Here is a 24,991-nt window from a genome sequence, read left to right as displayed (position 1 = left end):
TGATCGGTGGTCACTGCGCGGGTACGGCGACCGGGAGCACCAATTCGGCGTCGACAGCCCGGACGGCCACGTGGATCTTCATTCCGATCTCGATATGGTCTTCCTCGATCTCCTCGAGGTTCATCACCAGCCGCGGGCCCTCCGCGAGTTCGACCAATGCGACGATGTATCCGTCTTGGAAAGGGGGCCGGACAGGGTGGTGCATCACGACGAAACTGATCAGTTCGCCCGCGCCGGACATCGTGCGGGCCGACCAGGCCAGCGAGTGGCACGCTGGGCACATCGGCACCGGCGGATGGCGCAATTCTGCGCACGAATCGCAGCACTGCACCGAAATCCGGCCCGCATTCAGCTCGTCGAAGAAAAAAGCGTTGTCGCGGTTGACGGGTGGCCGCGGGCGCAATGCCTCACTCATCGCCGACCCCTTCGGATACGTTCGCGTACCACAGTGTTCGGAATCGCATCGAACCGATGGGCCGTGATTCCTGATCGGTGTAGGTGGTCGAGGTGGTGATGAAGTAACCCCGGCCCAGTTTCGTATTCTTCGGCTCCGAAATATGCTCGACTCTTTCCTCGCAGGTCAGCACATCGCCCGGAACCAGGTAGCGGGTGTAGTCCTGTTCGCAGTTGACTGCGACAACGTTCGGGTAGCCACCGTGGCGCAGGAGGTCGTAGGCCCGTTCCACGGGACTGGCGGTGGGCGTCTCGTCGTTCTCGCCGGGCGGGAGCATATTCCACACTTGCAGGGCACCCGGCGGCGCGACCACATCGGTGTACCCGGCCGCCGCGGCGAAATCCGGGTCCAGATAGACCGGGTTCCGGTCGCCCAGCGCATCACATAAATGATGAATCATCGGCCGGTTCACCGGGTCTCGCGCCACGGAGATCCGGCTGCCGCCCGAGTCGATCATCCGCTGAATTTCCCGGCCTATTTCATCCTTACCCATCAGGAGTTCCTCGCTTTCAGATCGCCGGATTTCTGTACCATCGACAGCAGATTGGTTCGTCCGTTCGCCTCGAATTCGCGCGCGATCCGGGCCCGGTCCGCCGCAGTCAAGGGCCGGTACCGCAGTTCGGCGGAGGGCCGGTAGAAGACCGGATCGCCGACGTACCACAGCTCGTTCCGCAAGGTGACTTTGTTGATCTTGCGGGTGGCCGTGATGGGTACATCGGAGACGATACGGATGTACTTCGGCGCCCATTTCGTGCCCAGATCGGGCTGGTTCCGCAGGAATTCCGCGAAATCGCCGGGATCGAACAGGTGCGGATCCGCCATCTGAAATGTGGCCATCACCTGATCGCCCGTCCGCTCGTCCGGTATCGGATACACGGCCGCGAGCGCGATACGGGAGTAGCGGGACAGCAGGCGCTCCACCGGAGCCGCGGAGAAATTCTCGCTGTCCACCCGGATCTTGTCGCCGGTCCGGCCCGCGAAATAGAAGTAACCGTTCTCGTCCCGGTAACCGAGGTCGCCCGACAGAAAGATATCGTCCCGCACCCGCTCCGCTTCGGCGGCCGGGTTCTTGTAGTAGCCCTCGAATGCGCCGGCGCCGTTCAGATTAACCATTTCGCCGATGGCTTCGTCCGCATTGAGCAGACGACCGAACTCGTCGAACCGGGCGTGCGGACATTCCTGCAGACTGTCGGTGTTCAGTATCGCCGCGGCCATACCGTCCTGCGGGCGCCCGAGCGCGTCCTCGGGTGTATCGGCCGTCCGCACGATGCCGAGACCGCCTTCGCTGGCTCCGTAGCTCTCCGTCGGCACAATGCCGAACCGGCGTTCGAACTCCGCCCGGTCGGCTTTCGATGCCTCGGTGCCGAAGGCGTGACGCAGCCGGGTGCGCTTCTCTTCCGGACGCGGCGGCCGGGCCAGGAGATAGGACAGTGCACGCCCGACGTAATTGAAGTACGTCGCCTCGAACTTCAGCAGATCGTCGACGAACCGGGACGCCGAGAATTTCCGGGCCATAGCGAACGTCCCGCCCGTGTACAGCGGATTCGCCCAGCACGCCATCAGCGCGTTTCCATGGAAGATCGGCATGGCGTTGTACGAGACGTCATCGCGCCCGAGATTCATATGTTTCCGCGATGCGATACGGGCGAGCCGCCCGGTCGAGCAGATGACCGCCTTCGGCCTGCCGGTCGAGCCGGATGTGAACAGCAGTAACAATCGCGTCCGTGGATCACGCGCCGCCGGACAGTCCGGAATATCCACCTCTCGGTGAGCGTCGAGCAGACTTCTGTATCCGGGTGAATCGACGACGAGAATCCGGGCCGTATCGAGGTCGAGCCCGTCGAGTTGTCCGGCGAGAGCGCTGTCGGTGATTATCACCTGGCAATCGGTGAAGCGGATATCGTCGGCCAGCTCTTCGCCCCTGCGCGTCAGATTTATGCCGACCACAGTCGCACCGGCAAGAGCCGCCCCGGAAATGAGGAACAGGTATTCGGGGACGTTTTCCAGCATCACACCGATATGAAAGGGTCGTTCCGGCTCTCGCAGATCCTGCAGCAGATGCGCACGCCGGGCCGATTCGGCGACGAACTCGCGCCACGACCATCGTGAATCCTCGAACAACAGGGCGTCGTGATCGTCGGCTGCGCGCCTGCGCAACAGGGCGGCTGTCGTCAGCGCTGCCTCGTCCGGCAGTGTCGTCCGGCCGGTCAACGGTGGGCCTCCACTGCCGAGTGGCGGCCCCGCGGTGTCCCTGCCACGCTCAATATGTCGCCGAGCTCGTGCAGTAGCGCCGGTGCGGGGCCTGCCACGATATCCAGTTCCCGGGCCCAGAGGAAGAACCGGTGGATGTGGCTGTCGGTATCGGCGCCCATCCCGCCGTGCAGGTGCTGCGTCGCGTGCACCACGCGGACGCCGCCCTCACGTGCCCACCAGGCGGCGATCAGCACCGCCTCCGTCGCGTTTTCGCCCTGGTCGAGCTGCCAGGCCGCATCCAGCATCGTCAGGCGGATGGCTTCGGTGTCGATATGCGCATCGGCGGCCCGCATCGCGACCCCCTGGTTGGTCGACAGCGGGCGGCCGAACTGTTGCCGTTCGGAGCTGTACCGCGCGGTGCGCCGTACAGCTTCCCGGCACAGACCCGACTCGATCGCGGCCAGCCCCGTCAGCAGCCGGTCCCGGACCCACCGCGCGGGTTCGCCGGCGTTCGCGGGACCGCCGAGACATTCGGATGCCTCGGCGACGCAGTCGGTGAAAGTGATCGCGGCCTGGATATTGCGGCTGATTCCTTCGAACGGATCGATATCGATACCGCAGCGTTCGACGGGCAGCAGCAGCGCCCGGTCGCGCCCGGAATCATCGGCGATCACGAGCAGGTGTGTGCACGATCCCGCCAGGTACACCTGCGGCAGGGCCCCGTTGAGAACCCACTGGTCACCGCGTTGCCCGACGGTCACTCTCGTCAAGGGATCGACTCCCGCGACCGCGACGCGGGCCCTGCCGTCCCGTATCGACGGCAGGATTTCGGTGCCCTCGTCACCGAAATGCGCCAAGGCCATCGCCGCCACTGCCGTCGGCGCCAGCGGAACCCGGCACAGGTACCGTCCCTGCTGCTCCAGGATGATGGCCAGTCCGACCATTCCGAGACCGCCACCGTCGGCGGTCACGGGCAGTATCGCGTCGAGCAGCCCGGTGTCGATCAGCTGCGCCCACAGTTCGTGGTCGTAGGCCGTGCCGTCGCGTTCGGTCTGCGCGATCCGCTCGTCGGCACCGTGTTCAGCGAATACCGCGGACGCAAGGTCACGCAGGATCTGCTGTTGCTCGTCGAACGCGAAATCCATGCTGGGTTCGTTCACCGTGGCCTCCTTGCCATATCCAGCCGCGTCCACGCCACGATCTCGCGCTGGATCTCGGCGACCCCGCCGCCGAATGTGTTGATCTGCGCGGAAAGGTTCATCTGCGCCAGGCGGCCCGATTCGATCCGCCACGGTTGCTCCGTGACGCGCATGGCAGTGGCACCGCGGACTTCGAGTAGCGCTCGATAGACGTCGACGGCGGTTTCGGTGGCGAAGACTTTCGCCGCGGACGCATCTCCGGGGGTGGCGGATGCTCCGTTCGTCGAATCGACGAGCTGCCAGTTCGTCAGTTCCATGGCCCGGACTCGTGCCTGCGCCTGTGCGAGAGCCGTCCGGATCCAGGGCACTTCGATCATGGTGCGCCCGTCGGAGGTCTTGTGGTCCCGCGCCCATTCGAGCGTGTCGTCCAGCATCCCCGCGCAGATGCCGCTGAATGCGGCCAGGCCGACCCGTTCATGGTTCAGCTGTGTGGTGATCAGGTCCCAGCCACGGTCCTGCTCCCCCACGACATTGGTCACCGGAACCCGGACATTGTCGTAGTAGGTCGCCGTGGTGGCGCCGCCGCCGACCGTGCGGATCGGGGTTACGGAGAACCCGTCCGCGGAGGTCGGTACGAGTATCAGCGAGATGCCTTTGTGCTTGGGCACTTCCGTATTCGTGCGGGCCGCGAGCCAGATCCAGTCCGCACCGTCGGCGCCCGAGGTGAACACCTTGTTCCCGTTGACGACGTACTCGTCACCGTCTCGTACGGCCCTGGTGCGCAACGAGGCGAGGTCTGTGCCGGCGCCCGGTTCGGTGTACCCGATCGCGAAAACCAGTTCGCCGCGGAGGATCCGGGGCAGGAAGTGGTCCTTCTGCGCCTGCGAGCCCTTCGCCATCAAGGTCGGGGCCACAGTCGTCAGTGTCACCATCGACAGCGGCGCACCCGCACGATATGCCTCGTCGAAGAGCACATACTGCGCGTCCGGCCCCTGTTCCTGCCCGCCGTACTCGGCCGGCCAGCCGATTCCCAGCCACCCGTCGCTGCCGATCTGCCGGAGCACGCGAGAGCGGACCGGCCCGCCCGCGGTGCCCTCCGCCCGTAGCTCTCGGCGGATCTCGTCGGTGAGCAGTGCACCGAAGTAATGACGAAGTTCTGCACGTAACCGTTCGATGTGTTCCGAAGGACGGAGATACACCCGGCGCCTCTTTTCCGTGTCGACACGCGGTGCCGCGCAACCACAATCCGGTCGCACGCGGTTGTGAGGAGGCTAACAACCAATAGTTGCTTCACACAAGACTTGCATTAAACAACTATTGACTTATGCTGCATGTGGGCTCGCATCCGCCGCATTCGCAAGTGCTGTTCGGGACAGAGCAGTTCACACCCCAGAGCCCTCCCGGTTCACAGCGGACCGAAAAACAAGCGTCCGTAGCCGAACAGCGCTCGGGACCGAGGCCCACGTGCCGGCACTCCCCCTCCGGAGGGGCGATCACGCAGGCGAACCACCCTGGCTCCTACACCCGGCACGCGGACGCCGATCCCACCGTATGGAGGTTGGTCGATGAAACTCCAGAAATCCTGGCTCGCCCGGATCGTGGCTACCGCGGCAGTCGGCACAATGGCGCTGGCCGGCTGCGCGAATCCCGCGACATCGGGCAACGACAACGGCTCATCGGCCTCGTCGGCAGCCCATGGCCCGATAGGCGACCAGGGCGACCCCGGCACACCGACCCAAGGCGGAACGCTCAGCTTCGCGTCGTACTCCCCCGTCTCCAGCCTCGACCCGACGGTGATCGCGGCGACCGCTCCCACCGGTGGGACCGAAATGGCAGCCGTCTACGACGTGCTGATGCGCTACGACTACGGGTCGCAGACATTCGAACCGCAGCTGGCGCAATCATTGGAAGAAAGCCCGGACCGGCTGACCTGGACCATGCGGCTGCGGGAGGGCGTCCGGTTCAGCGACGGAACACCTTTCGACGCACACGCCGTGGTGGCCAGTATCGACCGCTACAACACCCGGCGCGGCCTGTACGCCTCGCTCTACACCAAGATGGTGCGCAGCACCACCGCGAAGGACGCGTCCACCGTCGAGTTCCGGCTCGAGCAGCCGTGGAGTAACTTCCCGGGCATCCTCGCCTACGGGCACGGCATGATCGTGGCCCCGTCGGCGCAGCAAGGCGATACGTTCACCCCCATCGGCGCCGGACCGTTCAGCCTGGTGAACCTACGGCCGCAGCAGGAACTCGAACTGGCAGCCCGTCCCGACTACTGGGGTGGCAGACCGCATCTCGACGGCCTGAAGTTCGTCGCCATCGCCGGCGAACAACCGAAAATCGAGGCACTCAGAACCGGAGGTGTGCACATGATCTATCTGCGCAACGCCGAAACGGTCAACGCGGCCACCGCGGAGTTCCCGGGATTCATCTCCACCTTCAGTGGGACGACCATCGGGCAGATCAACAGCGCACCGGGTCGCCCGGGGGCCGATCGGCGCGTGCGGCAGGCCATGGCCTATGCCATCGATACCGATATCGTCAACCAGCGCGCCCGCGGCGGGCAGGAGATCATGGGCACCGACCTGTTCCAGCCGTGGTCGCAATGGTCCGGCAGCACCACCGGAATCACCCCCGATCCCGCGAAGGCGAAGCAACTGCTCGACGAAGCCATGGCAGACGGCTTCGACGGCAAGGTGACCTACGTCGGTATCAACGATCCCGATGCACAGGAGGTCGCGCTGGCGGTGCAGGCGCAGCTCAACGCCGTCGGCTTCGATGCCACGATCGAGTACACCAGCAGCGTCCCCGATATGGTCCGGCGCCTCTATGCCGATCGTAATTTCGATATCGCGCTCGGTGGCTACAACGTTTCCGATATCGAACCGGCGATCGGCCTTTTCAACGCACTGCACAGCACATCGAACAACCTCATCGGCCTGAAGAACCCCGTGATGGACGGCCTGCTCGACGACGTGCTGTCGGCGCCCGACACCGAGACCGGACAACGCGCACTCGATGCGATCCAGCGGTTCATCAACGAAGAGCAGTCGTTCCTCACCTGGGGCGCCGGTCGGACCTACGTGGCGTGGTCGGACAACGTCTTCGGAGCCGACCCGTCGATCGACCAGATCATGCTTTTCGACGACGCGTTCATCCGGAATTGATCCGGCGAGATACCGGAGCGCACCGAGATACGGAAGGACCGAACGTGGCTGCTACCGCAGATACGCAACGGCATCTCGACCAGGTGGTGTCCCGTCTCACCGGGCCGGGCGGACGGTTCGAGATCGTCGAGGAAGAGGTGCTGGGTGCGCGAATGCCGGTGATGAAGATCCGGAGAACGGCCGTCGGTGAACTACTCGCCGACTCCGTCGCCTGGGGCGATCGCGAATACCTCGTCACCGCAGACCGGCGGGTGACCTTTGCCGAACATGCCGCGGCCGCCTACTCACTCGCCGCCGCACTGCGGGAACTGTACGGCGTCGGGAAAGGGGACCGGGTTGCCGTCCTGGCCGCCAACACACCCGAATGGGTGACGACGTTCTGGGCCACACAGGCGCTCGGCGCTGTCTCGGTGGGGCTGAACGGCTGGTGGGTGGCGCCCGAAATCGAGTACGGCCTGCGGCACTGCACGCCGAAAGTGGTGGTGGCCGATACCAAACGCGCCGCCGCGCTCGCTGGTATCGACACCACCGGCGTGGTGGTTCTGACCATGGAAGAGGATCTGCCGCGCCTGATCGCGCAGTTCCCGCACAGTCCGATCCCGCGGGTGGATATCGGCGAAGACGATCCGTCCGTCATCCTCTACACCTCCGGGACCAGCGGGCGCCCCAAGGGCGCCTTGCATTCACAACGCAATCTGCTCGCCGTCGTCGATTACCTCCGGTTCAGCGACGCCAGGATGGCTGCGTTCACCGGCAATCCCGCCGACGCAGACAGCCCGAGCGATCGGCGCTATCTGCTCACGTCTCCGCTGTTCCATATCGCGAGCCTGCACAATCTCGTGATCCCCCGCCTCGCGACCGGCAGCGCGGTCATCATGAACCAGGGCGCATTCGACGCCCACCAGATCCTCACCCTCATCGAACGTGAACGCGTCACCAATTGGGGTGCCGTACCGACGATGGCCTCGCGACTGCTCGAATACGACGATTTCGAGCGGTACGACCTGACGTCGCTCACCACGTTTGCGCTGGCGTCGGCGCCGTCGTCGACCGCATTCAAGGAACGGCTGCGGGCGAAGGTTCCCTTCGCCCGCACAGCGTTGGTCGACAGTTACGGCCTCACCGAGTGCAGCACCGCGATATCGACCGCGAGCAATACCGAACTCGCCGATCATCCGGGAACTCTGGGCCGGCCGATCATTACTGTCGCCGTGGAGATTCGGGATACCGAGGGCAACGCCGTTCCCGACGGTTCGGCGGGCGAAGTGTGTACCCGCAGTCCGTTCGTCATGCTCGGCTATTGGAACGATCCGGTGGCGACCGCGGCCGCTATCACCCCTGATCGCTGGCTGCGTACCGGCGATTTCGGCATCGTCGAGGACGGCCGGGTGTACCTCACCGGTCGCCGTTCCGACCTGATCCTGCGGGGCGGCGAGAACGTATACCCGACGGAAATCGAGCAGGTGCTCGACGAACACCCTGCTGTCCAGGAATGCGCGGTGGTCGGGGTCCGGCATCCCGATCTGGGCCAGGAGGTCGCGGCAGTCGTCGTCGTCGGCCCGGACACCACCGTTACCGACGTGGAATTGCGCGAGTACGCCGCGGCCCGGCTGTCCTACTTCAAAGTGCCCACCACGTGGCGTATCACCACGGTCCCGTTACCTCGCACTGCTACCGGCAAGATCGTCCGCAGGCATCTCGAAGTGTGACCACCGAAACGGCGATCCCCCGGACCTGTTCGGGCCGGGGGATCGCCGTTCCACCGGTGGGGATCACATGCGCTCGATAATGGTCGCGGGTGACAGTGCGCCACCGGCGCACATCGTGATGAGCGCGGTGGACCGATCGGAGCGTTCCAGCTCGTGCAGCGCGCTGGTGATCAGGCGTGCTCCGGTGGAGCCGACCGGATGTCCGAGGGCGATCGCACCTCCGTTGACGTTGACCTTGTCCATATCCGCCCCGAGCACCCCGGCCCACGACAGCACAACGGACGCGAACGCCTCGTTGATCTCGACGATATCGATATCCCGCAGCGTCATCCCGGCCTTGCCGAGCACATCCCGCGTGGAGTCGATCGGACCGTCGAGGTGGTAGTGGGGGTCGGAACCCACCAGGGTCGATGCCACGATCCGGGCCCGCGGACGCAGGCCCAGTGCATGCGCCTTCGCCTCCCGCATCAGCAACACCCCGGCAGCTCCGTCGCTGATCTGCGACGACGAGCCGGCGGTGTGGATACCCTCCTCCAGCACCGGCCGCAACGACGCGAGCCCTTCTGCTGTGGTTTCGCGTAGACCGCCGTCACGGGTGACCGTGGCGGTCGCGCCAGAGGGGTTACCTTCCTTGTCGACGACGGGGGCTTCGACCGGCACGATCTCCCGGTCGAATCGGCCCTCGGCCCACGCGTTCGCGGCACGGTTCTGCGATTCGAGTCCGAAGGCATCGGTATCCCGGCGTTCGATACCGCGCGCGTCGGCAATACGTTCGGCGGAGGTGAACTGGTCACCCATATCGATCGACCAGTCGTCAGGGTGTGGTCTGCCCGTGCCGGGGGTCCCGGCCTGTCCGAGGAAGACCCGGCTCATCACCTCCACACCGCAGCCGATTCCGGCGTCGATCTGTCCACTGGCGATCAGCCCCGCCACCAGATGCACGGCCTGCTGCGACGAGCCGCACGCGCAGTCGATCGTGGTGGCGGCGGTGGCGTAGGGGAAACCCGCGTGCAGCCATGCGGTACGGGTGACGTTGTTCGACTGCTCGCCGGCCTGCGTCACCGCACCGCCCACGAGTTGCCCGATTTCCGCGGCGTCGATCCCCGCGCGGTCGAGCACCGCACGCTGGGCGACACCGAGCAGGGTGGCCGGGTGCACACCGGAGAGCGCACCGCGCCGGCGGCCGATCGGTGTGCGCGCGGCCTCGACGATAACGACATCGGTCATGACAGCTCCTCGGGGATATGACGAATGCGGGAAGTCAGAGTGCGGCCAGGTAGTCGAAGAAGCCCGGGGTATGCGTTTCCCGTAGCCGGGTGAGTTTGCGATAGCCGATGAGCCACTCGTCACCCACCTTGCGGTATTCCTCGTGGTAGTGGCCGTAGCCGTGGAGGTGTTCCTCGGTGTCGCCGCCGGTCCACCACAGTTCGTCCTCCATGGCCCAGATTCCGGTGGCCGTGGTGTCGGAGGTCAGCACGATCTCGGGAGTGTGCCCGTGGTGCACGGTCGTCACGTGTGTGGACGTGCCGAGCATGCCGCGGATCGCCGCGGTCAGCGCTTCGCGGCCCACGACCCGGTTCGATATCCCGCCGGTCCGGGGCTGCTTGTCCGCCGGCAGCCCGCCCCAGGTCTCGCTGACGACATCGTCGGTGTGCAGGGTCGGATAGATATCCCAGCGCTTCTCGTCCAGTGCGCGTAGCCGGGCCGCGAATACCCGTTTGATCGCCTCGATCGCCAGCGCCTGCTCGCCGGCCGTCATCGTCGAACTCATAGCGAGGTACGCCCCCCGTCGATGGGCAGCACGGTGCCGGTGATCGCGGACGCCTGCTCCGAGACCAGGAAGGTGGCACAATCGGCGACCTCGTCCATCTCGAGGATCCGGCCCATGGGCATCTGCTTCACCAGGCCGTCCACGATTCCCTTGGTCGATTCGTCGGCCAGCAGCCCCTCGATCATGGCGGTCCTGATCGAAGCCGGGCAGATCGCGTTGACCCGGATGTTGTGTTTGGCAAGGTCGACGGCCATCATTTTCGTCAACAGGATCAAACCGTGTTTGGCGATCGGGTAGGTGGGAGCCGTACCGACCGGCGGCTTCAGCGCGGCGGCCGAACTGGTGAACAGGATCGCGCCGCCGCCGCGCTCGAGCATCTTGTCCACCGCCAGCCGCGCACCGAAGAAGCCCGCCTTGAGGTGGACGTTCATCTGCTGATCCCAGTCGGCCTCGGTGATGCCGGGATGGTACCCGGACGGGCTGGAAGTGACCGAGGCGCTGGAGGTCCCGGCATTGTGCCAGAAGATGTCCACGCCGCCGTAGGTGTCGGCCGCGAACGTCATCAGCCGTTCGAGATCGCAAACCTGCGTGACGTCGCTGTGGCAGTAGGCCGCCTCGTGCCCGCTGCTGCGGATCTGCTGAACCGTCTCGGCTCCGGCCGCATCGTCCAGGTCGCTCACCACGACCCGAGCGCCCTCGGCCGCGAAACGGACGGCCGCCCGGCGGCCGATGCCCGCGGCCGATCCGGTGATGACGGCAACCTTGTCTTTCAATTGCATTGCTCATATCCCTCAGGTATCGGTGTTTCCCAGGTACTACGCGTGTGGATGGCGGTCACCCGAGGAGGGCGAACAGATCTCCGACGTTGTCGACGGATTCCAGATCGCGGAATCCCGCCACTGCCCGATCGAGGGCCTCGACCGGAATCGGGCGCGCCGCGTAGCCGGCGCAATCCTTGAACTTCGCGATCAGCCCGTCCCAGGTCATCGGTACGAGCGGATGACCGTATGCTCTCGGCTGTTCCCGCGTCAGCGTCCGGCCGTCCCGGAGACGTATCACGATCTCGCCGCCGGGGAATCCGGAGCCCGCGACGAAGTCGTACTGCTCGTCGTAGCGGGACTCGATCCGGTCGGCCATGGCGAGCACATCGGGATCGGTCAGCTTCTCGTCGAAGTAGTCGGCGATGGTGACATCACCGTGCTGCAATGCCGTGGCCACCGTGAACGGCACGCTCAGTTTCGCCAGCATCGGGTTGGCCGGGCGGCGCCACTCCGCGAGCGGCTCGGTCTGGCCGCGGGCGAAATCGCCCACCGTGACGGTGACCGATTCGACGTCCGCCGGCCCGAACACGTGCTCGCGCCGCAGCGCCCGGACCATATCGATGAACACGTGCGTGAAAGCGCACGAAGGCCACGGTTTGAACCCGTCGTCCAGTACGTTGTACCGGATTCCCAGATCGCCGAGCAGCAGGTCGCGATCGTAGTCGCCCTGGTAGTAGACATTCCAGAGTCCGTGCGTCCCTTCGAAACTCCGGCGGACCCCACTGATGCCGGCCTGCGCCATCAGGGCCGCGCGTACGCCGACCTCGCCGGGGACGGCATGCCCGAAACCACGGATGGTGGAGTTCTTGCCGAAAACGATCTCGTGGGTGCCTGCCGCTTGTGTGAACGCGATACCCAGCGCGTCCACGGTCCGGTTCTCATCGAGGCGCAGCAGTTTGCTGCATGCCAGCGCGGCGCCGAAAACCCCGAACAGCGGCGCCGGGTGCCAGGGAGCCATCCGCCCGCCCGGCTTCCCGGCGGCGATGGTGAGCCGGCACTGCAGGTCGACGCCCAGCGCGACGGCGGTGATGAAATCTTTTCCGGTGATGTCGCCCTGCCGCTCGGCGAGTGCAATGGCGGCCGGTAGCACAGGTGAGGAGATATGCGCGGCGTCCGGGTGCAGATCACTGAAGTCCTGGCAGTTGGCCATGGCCCCGTTGACGTAACCGGCGAGCCAGGCCGGGGCCTTGCGGCCGAATCCGAGGAGCGTGGCTTCCTCCTTGCCACCGAGGTCGAGCACGAGATCGGCGAGTGCCTTGGCTTCCGGCGACGTGGTGGCGGCCGGGAGGATCACACCGGTGGTGTCGAGAATCGTCTTGCTCGTCATTTCGGCCACCCCGGCCGGGAGGTCGGCGTACGTGAGTGCCACAGCATGCCGGGCGAGAACGAAGGCGGCTTCCTCGACTTCTTCTTCGATGCGCTCAGTGGTCATACCAGCCCCTTCGGTCGTTGATATCCGGTGCACCGGGCGCCGGCTCTGTCGGGATGCGCTCGCCGATCGGTGTGCACCGGAGTTACGGCAGTGGGTCAGGCCCGGCGGCCGTCCACAGCTGTGCCGCTGTCTCCGGAAGACATCGAGGGAAAGCAACGTGCGGCTCCTACAAGTCTTGTAACCTACAAGCGTTAGGAATTAGATGGACGGTACCCGGATATCGATGCACAGACAAGGGCAACCGAGGGATCCCACCGGAGGGCAGCACGCACGCACACCACAACGAACGAGGCCCGCACCACATCTCCGCGGAACATGAATACTCTCTGCCGCAACCACTTTCGCAATCCGACATTCGATCACGGACACGCCGTGCAACCGGTAAGGTCACATATGACGACTCCCCCCACCGCCGACCGTATGTGGGTCTGCGATGCGCCGACCGCCACTATCGACAAGGGCCTCATCGAGGCCGGCGCATCCGGCGACTGGATGACCCCGTTCCCCACCTTCCTCATCGAACACCCCGAGGGACTCGTACTCTTCGACACCGGACTGTCTCCGGACGCGGCCGGCGATCCCGCGTCGGTATACGGCGCGGGCGCCACGAAATCCCGTATCGAGTACTCCCGGGAACAACGGCTCGACCGACAGCTGCGGAAAATCGGATTCGAACCGTCCGATATCGGCCACGTGGTGCTGTCCCACCTGCACTTCGACCACACCGGTGGCATACAACTGTTCCCGGACGCGCAGTTCTACCTGGGCGCGGGCGAGCTGCGCTACGCGTTGAATCCCGATGCGCACCTGTGCGGGTTGTACCGGCGCGATGAACTGGAGGCTGCCCAGCATTTACGTCTGCGCGAATTATCCGGCGACCACGACCTTTTCGGCGACGCCGCCATCTCGCTGCTCTTGCTGCCCGGACATTCGCCCGGATCCCTGGCTGTGCAGGTGCGATTACCCGGCCGGACCATCATCCTCACCGGCGATATCGCCCATACCCGCGCGGCGTTCGAATCGGCTTCGCCGTTCCCGCTCGATCAGGACAGCACCGCCGCGGTGCGATCGATCGAGCGGCTGCGCGCTCTCCGGGACCGTTCCGGTGCCGAGGTGTGGATCGGACACGACCCCGGCGATTGGCTCCGGTACGGCCCCGGCTGCTACGAGTGACTACGACCGCGCGCAGGCCCCTTCGACCGCGGCAGATGGACAGCCGTCAGCGGCTTGACGGGGTCAGCTCGAAATCCGCGAGGTCGGGGTGTGCCGACATCGCGAAGACACGCTCACCGGTGAACGGCGCGATCACCTGGAGCCGGCCCCGGTCGTTGACGTAGTAGTTCTTCTTCCGGGCGCCGTTGTCTGCCAGATACAGCAGCCGGCCGGCTTCGTCGTCGACGAGACGGTTGTACTCGGCGCATACCTCCGGTCGCACCGCCATGGCGCGATGGCCCCCCTCGATCATGGTGACGATCGCCTCGCCGATATAGCGCGACCAGATCTCGAACCAGCACGGCAACCCGGTACCGCTGGCGGCCGGCTGCGAGTTCGGGCCGTTGAGCATGAACAGGTTCGGGAAACCGGGAACCGTCATCCCGAGATAAGCCTTGGCACCCTCATTGCGCCAGGCTTCTTCGAGACTCACCCCGGCTCGACCGATATACCGGGTCGGCCACAGATAGTTCTGGGTGTCGAACCCGACAGCGGTGACGATCAGGTCCACCTCCAGATGGCGCCCGTCGGCCAGGAATACGCCGCGTTCGTCGATGGACGCGATTGCCTGCGTAACCAGCTCGACGTTGTCCCGGGTCAACGCGGCATACCAGTTGTTGTCCACCACGGGCCGGCGGACCATGGGCGCGTAGTCGGGCACCAGGCGCTCGATCAGATCCTGGCGGCCGCCCACTTGCTGGGCGATATATCCCTCGAGGACGGCGCGTAGCGCGTCGTTGCGCTCGTTGACACTGCCCCCGTTCCGGATCCAGTCGCTGTCCACGATCAACTGTTCGCGCAGGTCGGTAGAGCTCATCCCGGCCACGAACTTGTCCCAATTCCAATAGCAGGGCATGTTCTCGATGAGCCAGCGCAGCTCTTCCTCGATGGGCCGTCCGTACCCGGTGCGCGGCATGATCCACTGCGGTGTCCGCTGGCAGACATGAACGGTGCCGGCGCGGGCGGCGACCTCGGACAGGAGCTGCACGCCGGTGGAGCCGTTGCCGATGATGGCCACCTTCCGCCCCTCGTAACGCACCGCGTCACTCCACTGCGTCGTGTGTACGAGATCGCCCGCGAAACGCTCGACGCCGGGCACATCCAGCGATTTGGGCTGCGCGAACAAACCACTCGCGGTGACCACGACCTGCGCCGTGTGCTCGACAGTCCGCACACCGTCGACCTCGATCGTCAGAGACCACCGGCCGGCATCGTCGTCCCAGCGCGCGCTCCGGACGTGATGGCCGAACCCGACGTTGTCGCGGACGCCGTACTTGTGTGCCACGTGATCGAGGTATTCCCGCACCTCCTCCTGCCGCGCGAAGTGCTCCGACCAGGGATAACTCTTCTCGAAGCCGAATTGGTAGATGGCGCTGAGCGTATCGACCCGCACATCCGGATAGCGGTTCGCGCTCCATACCCCTCCGAGCTCGCCGCGGCGTTCGAAGAGCTGATAGGCGATACCGAGCTGTTCGAGCTGGACGGCCATCGCCACTCCCGCGAATCCGCCGCCGACGATCGCCACCGAAAACCCCTCGGGCGACCGCTTCTGCCCGGTCCAGCGGGCGCGGTGCGGAAAATCGCCGAAGCTCGGCAGCAACCGGCGCATCTCGAGGTCGAACGGGGAGATCGTACGCGCCTCGGCCATCTGGACCAGTTCGTCGAGCTCCGCCGGAGAAACCTCCTGCGGTGTGGGCTCACCGGCGTGATCGATGAGGAAATCGACCGCCTTCTTCTGGATCTTCTCTCTGTCGGCCGGGTCGATCACCACGGCCTCGGAACCGCCCGTCATCACCCGGCGCACCGGGATGGCGGCTATCTCCGGGTCACGCGTCGTCTGGAACAACGCCATGCGCAGGGCATTGGCATCGGCGAACGCGACGGCACGCTCGAGGAAACTGCGGTCTGGTAGGTGGTCGGGCATCAGCAAGGCTCCGATACTTCTGGATGGATAGCACACCGGGAACGGGCACGCGGTTCAGTTGCCCGCGCCGGTTTTCTGCGGTGCCGGGGCACCGGCGCGGGGTTGCGTGTCGAACCGGTTGCGCAGCTGGTGCTTACGAATCTTCATGGTCGGGGTCGTGGGCATACTGTCGACGATCTCGACCTGCTCAGGTGATTTGAACGGTGCCAGCCCCGCTGCACGACAGTGTTCGCGCAGCTCGGCGACGCTAGGCGCCTCGCGTCCGGGGACGAGTTCCAGCACCGCGCAGATCCGCTCGCCCCGGTTGTCGTCGGGTAACCCGATGACGGCCACCCCCTGGACGGCGGGGTGCTGTCCGAGTACGTCCTCGATCTCCATCGGGCTGATCGACTCACCCTTGCGGATGATGAGGTCCTTCTCGCGGCCGACCAAGACCACGTGCCCGTCCGGCCGCAGGTACCCCACATCGCCGGTGTAGAACCAGCCGTCCTCGTCGTGGGGGACGACGATATCGCCGTCGACGAGATAGTGGTGCACCAGCATCGGGCCCCGGACCCACACCTGCCCCTCGGCTTCCGGTCCGAGCCGCTGCCCGTCGTCGGCACGCACGGCGACCTCGCACCCCAGCACCGGGCGGCCCACCGTCGAGGTCAGCTGTTCCACACTGTCGCCGGGGCGTCCCTGCGTGATCATCGGGCACTCGGTCATCCCGTAGCCGTGGAGGACCGGTATCCCCATGCTCGCGACCACCTCGTGATAAACCCGCGGCGGCATCGGTGCACCACCCCCGGCGAGGCACCTCAGCGCCGGGGCCACCGGCTCGGGGCCGCTCCGGATCTGCTGCTCCAGATACATGGTGTAGAACGACGGTCCGCCGCCCGATACCGTGACCCCGTACTTTCGCAGCAGTGCCATTGCCGCGGCCGGCTCGAAGACCTCCGACACGACGATCGGCATGCCCACGGCCAGTCCGGCGATCAACATATCCGGTCCACCGATATGGGCGAACGGGAAGAAGATCGTGGCGACATCCTCGCCGCTCACGGCGAGGGCATCGGCCACACCGAGGCCGCCGGCTATCAGCGATCCATCGGAGTGGCATACGCCTTTGGGCGCCGAGGTGGTGCCGGAAGTCGTGTAGATCCACCGGATCTCGGCACCGGATCCGGGAGGCGGCCCCAGCTCCGCCGGATCGCCCACGGGTAGTTCACCGGCGAGCACCAGGGCCCGAATATCGTAGGACGCCGCGATATCGCGGGCCATCGCCCCATGGGCGAAACCACGGAACTCTCCCACCGTGATGAGCCACGCTGCACGGCACTGCCGCACCATCGCCGCGACCTCGCGGCTGCGGTAGACGGGAATGATGGGATTCTGCGTGACGCCGAGCCGCGCGAGCGCGAGACTCAGCAGCACCGTGTCGATGCGGGTGGGCAACTGCCAGCTGACGGTATCCCCCGCCCGCACGCCGAGATCGTGGAGCCCGGCGGCCACCCGCTGCGCCTGCCGCACCATCGCGGAGAAGGTCACGCTGTGGCCGTGCTCGTCGATGAGCATGATGTGGTCGGGAGTCAGCGCCGCCCGATGGGCGAGCAGGCCCCACAGGGTGTTCGGAAGTGCCGCGAAACCTGTCACGCTCGTCCCCCGCGCTGTCCGGCTTCGGGGGAGCTCAACGGCCCCTCCATCAGTAACGGATACCCGGTGCGAACCAGCGCGTTCGCGTGCCCCGACCAATGGATTTCGAACGCGGCCTGCAGCGCACTGTGCTGGCCCATGATGTCGAGCGTCTGGTTGACCGCGCGCTTGGCTTGCGCGAGGCCCCAGCTGTCCATGGCCGCGATCTGCTGCGCGAGTTCGCGGCTCCGGGCCTCGAGCTCGTCGAGCGGGACCACGCGGTTCACCATACCGAGCTGCAGCGCTTCCTCCGCGGACAGCGAGGTGGCGGTGAACAGCATCTCCTTCGCTTTCCGGGCGCCCATTTCCCAAGTGTGGGCGTGGTATTCGACGCCGCCGATGCCGTAACGCACCACCGGGTCGCTGAACCAGCTGTTATCCGCGGCGACGATGAGATCGCAGGGCCAGATGACGTTGAGCGCACCGGCGATACACGCGCCTTGTACGGCTGCGATCGACGGTTTCGGGATATTGCGCCACCGCTGGCTGAAGCCGAGATAATGCTCGGCCTCCCAGCGGTACCCGGATTGGACCGCGCCCAGGTCTGCCCTGGCGTAGTCGGCGACTTCCGACTTCAGATCGTGTCCGGCCGAGAAATTCGCCCCGTTGGCGCGCACCAGGATCACCTTCACGGCGTCGTCCGCGGCGGCCTCGCGCCAGCGGGCGTCGAGTTCCACGAGCAGCGCCTGATCCTGGGCATTGTGCTTATCCGGACGGTCCAGCGTGATCGTCGCTACCGCCGCGTCCACGCGGTACTGCACCGTCGTCATAGTCGTCCTCCGATCGATTCCCGCCACAATTCGGCGAGAATGGCCTGGTCGTTCCGGTGTTCGTCGCCCAGATCGAACATCCACTTCGCGGACGTCTTGGTGAACATGTGCACATCGGACTCGACCATGAACCCGATACCGGCATGGACCTCGTGGGCGGCGTGCACCATTTCCTCCGCTGTCATCCGGGCCTGTTTGCCCATCAGCGCCACCTCCGCTGCCGCGTCCGCGCCCTCGTCGAGGCGGCGGGCCGCGTCGCGGACGAACGCGGAGGTCAGGTGGACGGCCACCGCGATATCGGTGCACAGATACTGCACGGCCTGGAACCGGCCGATCGGCCCGCCGAACTGCCGGCGTTGCTGTGCGTAGCGAACGGTCCTGTCCAGCAGAGCCAGACCGGCTCCGTGAATCTGCGCGGCCGTCAGGACCGCTGCCCTCCGGCGCGCGGTGACGACTGCGGTATGCGCGGTCCCGGCGCGCGCCAGAACCTCGACCTCGCTCACCGGAGTTCCGGAAAACGTCACCGCGAACATCGAATGCTCACCGAGGTTCGGCATCGGCTCCACCGCGACCTGCGGCCCGCGCGGCACGGCGACCAGGACATCGCTGCGGTTCCCGCCGCCCACATCCTCCGTGGCTTCCACCATGAGAAGGTCGGCCGCGTCGGCGTAGGGCACCGCGAGTGCCGTGCCGCTCAGGACTCCCCCGCGCACGGCCGGCTTCGCCTGGCCCCAGGCCGGGTCGTGAAGCGCGGGCAGCACCGTGGTGGTACCCGACTCGATACCGGCGGCGAGTTCGCCGGCCCTCGGTGAGCCGCACAGTACCGCGGCGTCGCGCGTTGTGATGAGCGGCAGCAGCGGGCTGCACACCAGGGCACGGCCCGCTTCCACGAAGACGGCCGCCGTGCTCGCCAGACTCGCGGATCCGGCGCCACCGCCCGGATTCCCGAGCGTGAGCCAGTCCAGTTCCGCGAATTGCCGGACCAGACCGGAAAAATCGGTGGTGCGGTCGCGGTCGGTCAGTGGCGATATGCGCTCGAATACCGAGCGCGCCACGTCGGCGAGGGCATCGTAATCCTCACCCCAGGTCAATTCCATCCGTAGCTCCTAACGCGGCAGGCCGAGTCCACGGGTGGCGAGCACCATCCGTTTCAGCTGGCTGGTTCCGCCCGCGTGATTCGCGAACGACTGGCGATACCAGGCCTCGGGCGCCCCACCCAGTGGGGCCCAGCGGGACGCTGCGGTGAGCTGGCTGCCCGGACCGAGGACACGGTCGAACACCCGGGCGAACAGTGGCTCGAATTCCTTGGCCACCACCTGCTGTACCGCACCGCCGTACGGTGTCGACCGGCCGTTGACGTTATCGCCGACGACCTCGTAGGCCAGCAGGCGCTGAGCGTGGACCATCCGGGCGAGCTCGGCGATACCGGAGGCCACGACGGGATCGTCGTACGTGCCGGGAATTCCGCGAAGATGCTGGATCAGCGCGTCGAGGCGTGCCTGCTGCGCGGCGTAGATCGGCTCCACGGTGCCCGACGCGTAGAACGCCCCCATGATGTACCGCCAGCCCATCCCCTCCGCACCGATGAGCGCATCGCCGGGAACCCGCACGCGGTCGAGGTAGGTCGTCGACTGGACTCCGCCCCCGAAGTTGCGCATGGGGTGCAGGGTGACGCCCGGCGCGTCCAGGTCGACCACGAAGATGCTGATGGCGCCGCTCGATCGGGCTTCCACAGAAGTTCTGGCCGCGACGTAGAGCACATCGGACATCGGCCCCCACGAGGTGAACGCCTTCTGGCCCGTGATGATCCAGTCGTCACCGTCACGCACGGCACGGGTCCGCAGTGAACCGAGATCGGAGCCGGCTTCGGGTTCGGTCAGCCCCTCGGCCCACAGCGTTTGCATCGACGATATCGCCGGGAGCAGGGTCTTCTTCTGTTCGTCGCTGCCGGCGGCGAGAATGGTTCCGGCGGCCAGGAAGATACCCACCGAATTGACCATCGGCGCATCGGCCGCGTTCAACTCCTCGAGCAGCACCTGATTCTCGAGGGGAGAGCGGCCGGCACCGCCGTACTCGACGGGCCAGGTGAGTCCGATCCAGCCCTTCGCGGCCACCTTCCGGCTGAACTCGAGCGCGATCTCCCACTGTTGCGGCGCATCGTCGAACTCGGTATTGAATGCCTGCTCCGACGGCAGCTCCGCGGCGAGGAATTCGCGGATCTCGGCGCGCCATGCCACCAGATCGGGCGCGAGCGGGCGGCTCATCGCGCCGCCCCGTCGCCCGCCTGGGCATCGGTCGCGGCACGCTGGTCCTCCGCCGCGTGACCTCGATGCCCCTCGGGATAGAACCGGCGCGCCCACTGCCGGAGATCGCGGAAGCCCGCCGCTTCGGCGGTGGCCAGGCCCGGTGGCTCGGTGTACCGCTGGTGCCGCCAGATCGCGAGGTCGGCGCGGACCTGCGCAATCGCGCTACGCTGCCGTCCCCGCACCGTCGCCTCGTCCTCATCTTCCTTGCTGACCCATCCCGAGAACCACAGCATCGATTTCTCGTCGTCGATCGGGGTAACGGAGGTCAGACTGCATACCCGGCCCGCGCCCGCGGCATACGAGTACCCCAATCCCACTCCGAGAATGGCGGCATCGACGCTGCCCTGTACCTCCTCGACGGCGCCGTCGGCCTTCTTCCGCTTGAACTTCAGCGCCAGGCGGGTGCGGAAGTCGTGCTCCCCGAATTCTCGCCGGGTCACCTCGGGTAGTTCGTCGGCGCGGTGCACGTACTTGAAGTGGGCGAAATCCACCCCGTTCTCGATGACGTACTGCGGGTGAATCGCCAGATCCGACTCGCTGAAGGTGCCCTCTGATCGTGCCGGGTGGTAATCCTCGGCCGGGCCGGATCCGGGGAACAGTTCGAAGACACTCGGCACTTCGTGGTCGGGTTCCCGGCCGTCGGCGTCGTGCCAGAGGAACATCGCCCCGTCGCGCTCGACGGTGGTCCAGGTTCCGATACGCCGCGCCCGGTTCGGCTTGTCTTGATACGGAATGCAGGTGTTGCGGCCCAGAGGATTCCAGCGCCAGCCGTGGAACGGGCACTGGATTTCGTCGCCGTGGACGGACCCCCCGTACGCGAGATTGGCGCCCAGATGTTCACAGAACGCGTTGAGCACTACGAGCCGGCCGGCGTCGGTGCGGTACGCCACGAGGTCACGGCCGAAGAAGCGGAGCGGGCTCACCGCACCGATACCGATCTCATCGGACCACCCGATCTGGAACCAGCCCGTGGGTTTCATCGACAACGACATCGACGGCATTGCTTCTCCTCATTCGTCGAACGCGAGCGAAACTCCACGCGCCCCAGTGATATCCGCACTGTAGCCACTGGCTACATGGCCGTCAATGGTCGGTCCCGGGTTGACGTTCCGGCGCGTCCGGCGAAACTGCCACATCCCGAACCGCACCTACAGATTCACAAGCCAACGCAACACGCACGCGCATATGCCCTATACAGCAGAGTCTCCCACCGTTCAGCGCACCACGGGAGCAATATCGGCGCAGAAAATCGGCACAACGATATTGACGACAGATGTAGCCGCTGGCTACCGTTGAAGACCCCTCCGTAGAACCATCTACGTCAACCCGACGGCACCGGCGCGCCTGCGCCGGCGAGCATCCAGCGCGCTACTCGGCCCAGCCGGTGCACCGGCGCCCCGATACGCCTCCGAGCATGTACAGCGAGGAATCACGTGAAAGCGATCCTGTTCGACGGCAACCACAACCGGATCGTCGATGATCTGGAGGTCAGAGCTCCGGCCGAGGGCGAAGTCGTTGTCCGGATCCACGCCAGCGGCCTGTGTCAGAGCGATCTCAGCGTTATGAGCGGCACCATCCCCTTCCCCGTCCCCGTCGTACTCGGACACGAGGGCGCCGGTGTAGTGGAGGAAGTGGGCCCGGGAGTGTCCACACCGCGCGTTGGCGAGCATGTGGTGACCTCCACGCTCGCCAACTGCGGTCGCTGCGCAGAATGCGGGTCGGGCCGGCCCACCATGTGCCGCCGCTCGTACGGCACACCGGATGCGCCGTTCCGCCGGCGGGGGGAGAAGGTGCACAACTTCGCGGCGCTGTCGACCTTCAGCGAACGGATCGTAGTCCGTGCCGGTCAGACCACGGTCATCCCGGACGATATTCCCTTCACCTCGGCATGCCTCGTCGGATGCGCGGTCCTCACCGGCGCCGGAGCGGTATTCCACCGGGCCCGGGTCGCTCCCTGCGACCGAGTGGCCGTGATCGGCGTCGGCGGAGTCGGTTTGAACGTCGTACAGGCCGCGCGACTTGCCGGAGCGGCCACGATCGTCGCGGTGGACACCAACGAGGCGAAACGCGCGCAGGCCCTGCGATTCGGCGCCACGCATTTCGTCAACCCCGATTCCGGCGATTCCGTCGAGGCCGTCAAGGACCTGACCCGCGACGGCGCCGATCACGTATTCGACTGCGTCGGCGCCCCGGCCACCGTACGCCGCGGATTCGAGATGCTGAGCTGGGGCGGCCAGCTCATCCTCCTGGGCGTGCCGCCGGCGGATACCGAGCTGTCCGTGCCGGCGGGCCTGCTCTACCTCGACCGTTCCCTGCTCGGCTGCCGATACGGCAGCTCCCGCCCGAGCGCCGATATTCCCCGCTACCTGGAGCTGTACCGGTCCGGGCGTCTCCTGCTGGACGAACTCGTCACCCGCACGTATCGATTCGACGACTTCCACCAGCTCGTCGACGATGCCCGCGCCGCCCAACTGGACCGCGGGGTCCTGACCTTCCTGCCCTGATTCATTCGGATACACCCGCACAATGACGACCGGAGAGCAATGACCACCAACAAGCCCGGCAGCACCCCCTCCGTAGCGGACCTCGTCGAGGCCGCCGAGGAGATAACCGACCTTCCGGCGCGTTTCCGTCTCGACGGGCGGCGCTACGTCGTACTCGGCGGCGGCCGCGGAATGGGCAGGCATACGTCGCACTCCCTCGCGCAGCTGGGCGCTCGGGTCGTGGTAGTCGATTCCGACCGGGAACGAGCCGATGCCGTGGCCGCCGAAATCGGCGACGGCGCCACAGCCACGGTCGTCGACGCGACCAGCGATGCAGAGATGGCCGCCCTGGCACGCGATATCGGCGAGGTCGACGGCGTGATCGACGTCATCGGCATCGCCCGCTACGAAGCGTTGCTCGACATTTCCGAAAAAGACTGGCTGTGGGAACACGACATCGTGCTGCGGCACGCCTGGCTGGCCGTCCGTCACTTCGGACGCCGGCTGGCACAGCAGGGCTGCGGAACACTGACTTTCGTAGCGTCGGTCTCGGGACTGAGCAGCGCCCCGGGCCACGGGGCCTACGGAGTGTTCAAGGCCGGGCTCGTCTCCCTCGTACGCACTGCCGCAGTCGAACTCGGTCCGAGCGGGGTGCGTGTCAACGCGGTGGCGCCGGGCTTCGTGCTCACCCCGCGAATGGCCGATGTCCTCGACGAAGCTCAACTCGAGAACAGCCGGGCGGCCGCGCCGCTCCCGCGGCTGACCACGCCGGCCGATATCGCTGCCGGAATCACCTTCCTGGTCAGCGATCTCGCCGCCGCGATCACCGGACAGACCCTGATCATCGATGCGGGCGCCACGTCCAGCTACCCCTATCGCATGGGAAGTCTCGAGAGCGGGACCGACAACGAATGACCGACGCTACCGCCCCGGACCGGGACCGCAGGCCGGCCCCCTCCCCGACCCTGTTGGACATGCTCCCGCCCGACCGGACGGGCATGACCGCAACGGCCGACCTCCGCGCGAAACGGAAACAGTTTGCCGCCGGGGAGCACGACGGATCGGTGCCCCGGACAGAAATCGAACTCGGATCGGTCCCGTGCCACGTCCTGGCCGGCGGTGACGAGGTGGCCGTCCTCTATCTGCACGGCGGGGGCTACCGGATGGGAAGTGCCTCGGCGTACACGAACTACGGCGCCGAACTCGCGCGGTCGGCCGGGGCGGAGGTGGTGCTGGTGGACTACCGGCTCGCTCCCGAATCGCCTTTCCCGGCGGCCGTGCGGGACGCGATGGCGGTCTATCTCGCTTTCCGCGCCCGGCGGCCCGGCCTGCCGATCCTCGTCGCCGGCGATTCCGCCGGCGGGGGTTTGGCCGCCGCCGTCGCGGTAGCCGCGGCGCGGATCGGCATCACCGGACCCGACGGGATGGCGCTGCTTTCCCCCTGGCTCGACCTGCGCTGCGATTCCCCGTCGTACACATCGGCGACCGACCATCTCTTCGATCGCACGACCGCACTCAGCGCTCGCACGGCGTATCTCCAAGGTTACGACGGCGACGATCCGCTGGCCTCCCCCCTCCGGGCGGATCCCCGCGTCTTTCCGCCGACCCTCGTCCAAGTCGGAACGGCCGAAACCCTGCTCGACGATTCGCTCGCCTTCGCCCGGCAACTCGCGACAGCGGGCGTCTCATGCCGGCTGGAAACCGTTGCGGGCCGGGGCCATACATGGCCGTTGATCGAACCGCGACATCCCGATTCGGGTAGGGCGGTGCAATCGTTCGGACGGTTCGCCCGCGGCATCGCCGATAGCGCCCGACGCCACGGTGCGTGATCCCGGCCGCCCTGCGCCAGGGACGGTCGAGTAGCACACGCGGCGGCAGGCCCGCCCGAGCGCACGCCCGGCCGGCGACTCTGCGCACTATTGCACACCACTCGCCT

At 66.4% G+C, this 24,991-nt stretch carries 21 protein-coding genes; 6 read left to right on the top strand and 15 right to left on the bottom strand.

From position 1 onward, the window contains the following. Window positions 1-10: 10 nt before the first annotated feature. From NS6_RS10720 to NS6_RS10700, 5 genes are read right to left on the bottom strand one after another with little or no spacing between them, the layout of a single operon-like run. Complete coding sequence (locus NS6_RS10720; RefSeq protein WP_068040133.1) at window positions 11-415, bottom strand: Zn-ribbon domain-containing OB-fold protein; 405 nt, start codon at window positions 413-415, stop codon at window positions 11-13. Next, the gene (locus tag NS6_RS10715; protein ID WP_068040131.1) at window positions 408-947 is read right to left on the bottom strand and encodes an FAS1-like dehydratase domain-containing protein; all 540 of its coding nucleotides are present in this window, start codon (window positions 945-947) and stop codon (window positions 408-410) included. The genes NS6_RS10720 and NS6_RS10715 overlap by 8 nt, the downstream gene beginning before the upstream one ends. Then, window positions 947-2,665 (bottom strand): AMP-binding protein, encoded by a 1,719-nt coding sequence (locus NS6_RS10710; protein ID WP_245669243.1) that lies wholly within the window; start codon window positions 2,663-2,665, stop codon window positions 947-949. The genes NS6_RS10715 and NS6_RS10710 overlap by 1 nt, the downstream gene beginning before the upstream one ends. Next, on the bottom strand, window positions 2,662-3,807 hold the full coding sequence (locus tag NS6_RS10705) for an acyl-CoA dehydrogenase family protein (protein ID WP_157112687.1): 1,146 nt from the start codon (window positions 3,805-3,807) through the stop codon (window positions 2,662-2,664). Before NS6_RS10705 ends, NS6_RS10710 begins: the two co-directional genes overlap by 4 nt. Beyond that, window positions 3,804-4,985: an acyl-CoA dehydrogenase family protein gene (locus NS6_RS10700; protein WP_068040129.1), complete on the bottom strand. Its 1,182-nt coding sequence runs from the start codon at window positions 4,983-4,985 to the stop codon at window positions 3,804-3,806. Before NS6_RS10700 ends, NS6_RS10705 begins: the two co-directional genes overlap by 4 nt. A 366-nt stretch (window positions 4,986-5,351) precedes the next feature. Here NS6_RS10700 and NS6_RS10695 point away from each other — a divergent pair, with 366 nt between their 5' ends. Together NS6_RS10695 and casG are read left to right on the top strand one after the other, a co-directional pair. Then, complete coding sequence (locus NS6_RS10695; RefSeq protein WP_084470922.1) at window positions 5,352-6,953, top strand: ABC transporter substrate-binding protein; 1,602 nt, start codon at window positions 5,352-5,354, stop codon at window positions 6,951-6,953. A gap of 44 nt (window positions 6,954-6,997) precedes the next feature. Further along, a complete protein-coding gene (gene casG, locus NS6_RS10690; RefSeq protein ID WP_068040127.1) occupies window positions 6,998-8,662 on the top strand; it encodes a steroid-24-oyl-CoA synthetase in 1,665 nt (554 codons plus the stop codon). Window positions 8,663-8,725: 63 nt separating this feature from the next. Here the strand turns inward: casG and NS6_RS10685 are convergent, their stop codons facing one another. The 4 genes from NS6_RS10685 to NS6_RS10670 are packed head-to-tail and all read right to left on the bottom strand — an operon-like array spanning window position 8,726 to window position 12,686. Continuing rightward, on the bottom strand, window positions 8,726-9,889 hold the full coding sequence (locus NS6_RS10685; protein ID WP_068040125.1) for a steroid 3-ketoacyl-CoA thiolase: 1,164 nt from the start codon (window positions 9,887-9,889) through the stop codon (window positions 8,726-8,728). A gap of 34 nt (window positions 9,890-9,923) precedes the next feature. Then, window positions 9,924-10,421, bottom strand: a complete 498-nt coding sequence (locus NS6_RS10680; protein WP_245669241.1) for a nuclear transport factor 2 family protein — start codon at window positions 10,419-10,421, stop codon at window positions 9,924-9,926. 8 nt (window positions 10,422-10,429) lie between these two features. Beyond that, window positions 10,430-11,212, bottom strand: coding sequence for an SDR family NAD(P)-dependent oxidoreductase (locus NS6_RS10675; protein WP_068040121.1), 783 nt, complete (start codon window positions 11,210-11,212; stop codon window positions 10,430-10,432). Window positions 11,213-11,267: 55 nt separating this feature from the next. After that, window positions 11,268-12,686, bottom strand: coding sequence for an MmgE/PrpD family protein (locus NS6_RS10670; RefSeq protein WP_068040116.1), 1,419 nt, complete (start codon window positions 12,684-12,686; stop codon window positions 11,268-11,270). A 393-nt stretch (window positions 12,687-13,079) separates the two neighbouring features. Here NS6_RS10670 and NS6_RS10665 point away from each other — a divergent pair, with 393 nt between their 5' ends. Further along, window positions 13,080-13,859 (top strand): N-acyl homoserine lactonase family protein, encoded by a 780-nt coding sequence (locus NS6_RS10665; protein WP_084470921.1) that lies wholly within the window; start codon window positions 13,080-13,082, stop codon window positions 13,857-13,859. 46 nt (window positions 13,860-13,905) lie between these two features. Here NS6_RS10665 and NS6_RS10660 read toward each other — a convergent pair whose 3' ends face one another. From NS6_RS10660 to NS6_RS10635, 6 genes are read right to left on the bottom strand one after another with little or no spacing between them, the layout of a single operon-like run. Continuing rightward, window positions 13,906-15,822, bottom strand: coding sequence for a flavin-containing monooxygenase (locus NS6_RS10660; protein ID WP_068040115.1), 1,917 nt, complete (start codon window positions 15,820-15,822; stop codon window positions 13,906-13,908). Window positions 15,823-15,876: 54 nt separating this feature from the next. Beyond that, entirely contained in the window at window positions 15,877-17,457 is a 1,581-nt protein-coding gene (locus NS6_RS10655; protein ID WP_068040114.1) for a class I adenylate-forming enzyme family protein, read from the bottom strand. Then, window positions 17,454-18,266, bottom strand: coding sequence for an enoyl-CoA hydratase (locus tag NS6_RS10650; protein WP_068040113.1), 813 nt, complete (start codon window positions 18,264-18,266; stop codon window positions 17,454-17,456). Before NS6_RS10650 ends, NS6_RS10655 begins: the two co-directional genes overlap by 4 nt. Further along, window positions 18,263-19,363, bottom strand: coding sequence for an acyl-CoA dehydrogenase family protein (locus tag NS6_RS10645; RefSeq protein WP_068040110.1), 1,101 nt, complete (start codon window positions 19,361-19,363; stop codon window positions 18,263-18,265). The genes NS6_RS10650 and NS6_RS10645 overlap by 4 nt, the downstream gene beginning before the upstream one ends. 9 nt (window positions 19,364-19,372) lie before the next feature. Further along, complete coding sequence (locus NS6_RS10640; RefSeq protein ID WP_068040109.1) at window positions 19,373-20,530, bottom strand: acyl-CoA dehydrogenase family protein; 1,158 nt, start codon at window positions 20,528-20,530, stop codon at window positions 19,373-19,375. Beyond that, the gene (locus tag NS6_RS10635; RefSeq protein WP_068040106.1) at window positions 20,527-21,573 is read right to left on the bottom strand and encodes a 3-ketosteroid-9-alpha-monooxygenase, oxygenase component; all 1,047 of its coding nucleotides are present in this window, start codon (window positions 21,571-21,573) and stop codon (window positions 20,527-20,529) included. The genes NS6_RS10640 and NS6_RS10635 overlap by 4 nt, the downstream gene beginning before the upstream one ends. Window positions 21,574-22,005: 432 nt before the next feature. Between NS6_RS10635 and NS6_RS10630 the strand changes: the two genes are divergently transcribed. The 3 genes from NS6_RS10630 to NS6_RS10620 are packed head-to-tail and all read left to right on the top strand — an operon-like array spanning window position 22,006 to window position 24,884. Further along, the gene (locus tag NS6_RS10630) at window positions 22,006-23,076 is read left to right on the top strand and encodes a zinc-binding dehydrogenase (protein ID WP_068040105.1); all 1,071 of its coding nucleotides are present in this window, start codon (window positions 22,006-22,008) and stop codon (window positions 23,074-23,076) included. 39 nt (window positions 23,077-23,115) lie between these two features. Continuing rightward, window positions 23,116-23,970 (top strand): SDR family NAD(P)-dependent oxidoreductase, encoded by an 855-nt coding sequence (locus NS6_RS10625; RefSeq protein WP_084470919.1) that lies wholly within the window; start codon window positions 23,116-23,118, stop codon window positions 23,968-23,970. Continuing rightward, complete coding sequence (locus NS6_RS10620; protein ID WP_068040103.1) at window positions 23,967-24,884, top strand: alpha/beta hydrolase fold domain-containing protein; 918 nt, start codon at window positions 23,967-23,969, stop codon at window positions 24,882-24,884. The genes NS6_RS10625 and NS6_RS10620 overlap by 4 nt, the downstream gene beginning before the upstream one ends. Window positions 24,885-24,991: the final 107 nt, after the last annotated feature.

The organism is Nocardia speluncae NBRC 108251 (assembly GCF_001613245.1).
GTDB lineage: Bacteria > Actinomycetota > Actinomycetes > Mycobacteriales > Mycobacteriaceae > Nocardia > Nocardia speluncae.
Note: the sequence above shows the minus strand (reverse complement) of the source record. Positions and strands in the feature narration are given on the sequence as shown.

Excerpts from the sequence above, each read along its gene's own strand:
- NS6_RS10640 (WP_068040109.1), bottom strand. The coding sequence starts at position 20,530 with ATGAGCCGCCCGCTCGCGCCCGATCTGGTGGCATGGCGCGCCGAGATC.
- NS6_RS10685 (WP_068040125.1), bottom strand. The coding sequence starts at position 9,889 with ATGACCGATGTCGTTATCGTCGAGGCCGCGCGCACACCGATCGGCCGC.
- NS6_RS10650 (WP_068040113.1), bottom strand. The coding sequence starts at position 18,266 with ATGACGACGGTGCAGTACCGCGTGGACGCGGCGGTAGCGACGATCACG.
- NS6_RS10625 (WP_084470919.1), top strand. The coding sequence starts at position 23,116 with ATGACCACCAACAAGCCCGGCAGCACCCCCTCCGTAGCGGACCTCGTC.
- NS6_RS10665 (WP_084470921.1), top strand. The coding sequence starts at position 13,080 with ATGACGACTCCCCCCACCGCCGACCGTATGTGGGTCTGCGATGCGCCG.
- NS6_RS10620 (WP_068040103.1), top strand. The coding sequence starts at position 23,967 with ATGACCGACGCTACCGCCCCGGACCGGGACCGCAGGCCGGCCCCCTCC.
- NS6_RS10680 (WP_245669241.1), bottom strand. The coding sequence starts at position 10,421 with ATGACGGCCGGCGAGCAGGCGCTGGCGATCGAGGCGATCAAACGGGTA.
- NS6_RS10695 (WP_084470922.1), top strand. The coding sequence starts at position 5,352 with ATGAAACTCCAGAAATCCTGGCTCGCCCGGATCGTGGCTACCGCGGCA.
- NS6_RS10645 (WP_068040110.1), bottom strand. The coding sequence starts at position 19,363 with ATGGAATTGACCTGGGGTGAGGATTACGATGCCCTCGCCGACGTGGCG.
- NS6_RS10660 (WP_068040115.1), bottom strand. The coding sequence starts at position 15,822 with ATGCCCGACCACCTACCAGACCGCAGTTTCCTCGAGCGTGCCGTCGCG.
- NS6_RS10635 (WP_068040106.1), bottom strand. The coding sequence starts at position 21,573 with ATGCCGTCGATGTCGTTGTCGATGAAACCCACGGGCTGGTTCCAGATC.
- NS6_RS10720 (WP_068040133.1), bottom strand. The coding sequence starts at position 415 with ATGAGTGAGGCATTGCGCCCGCGGCCACCCGTCAACCGCGACAACGCT.
- NS6_RS10670 (WP_068040116.1), bottom strand. The coding sequence starts at position 12,686 with ATGACCACTGAGCGCATCGAAGAAGAAGTCGAGGAAGCCGCCTTCGTT.
- NS6_RS10675 (WP_068040121.1), bottom strand. The coding sequence starts at position 11,212 with ATGCAATTGAAAGACAAGGTTGCCGTCATCACCGGATCGGCCGCGGGC.
- NS6_RS10715 (WP_068040131.1), bottom strand. The coding sequence starts at position 947 with ATGGGTAAGGATGAAATAGGCCGGGAAATTCAGCGGATGATCGACTCG.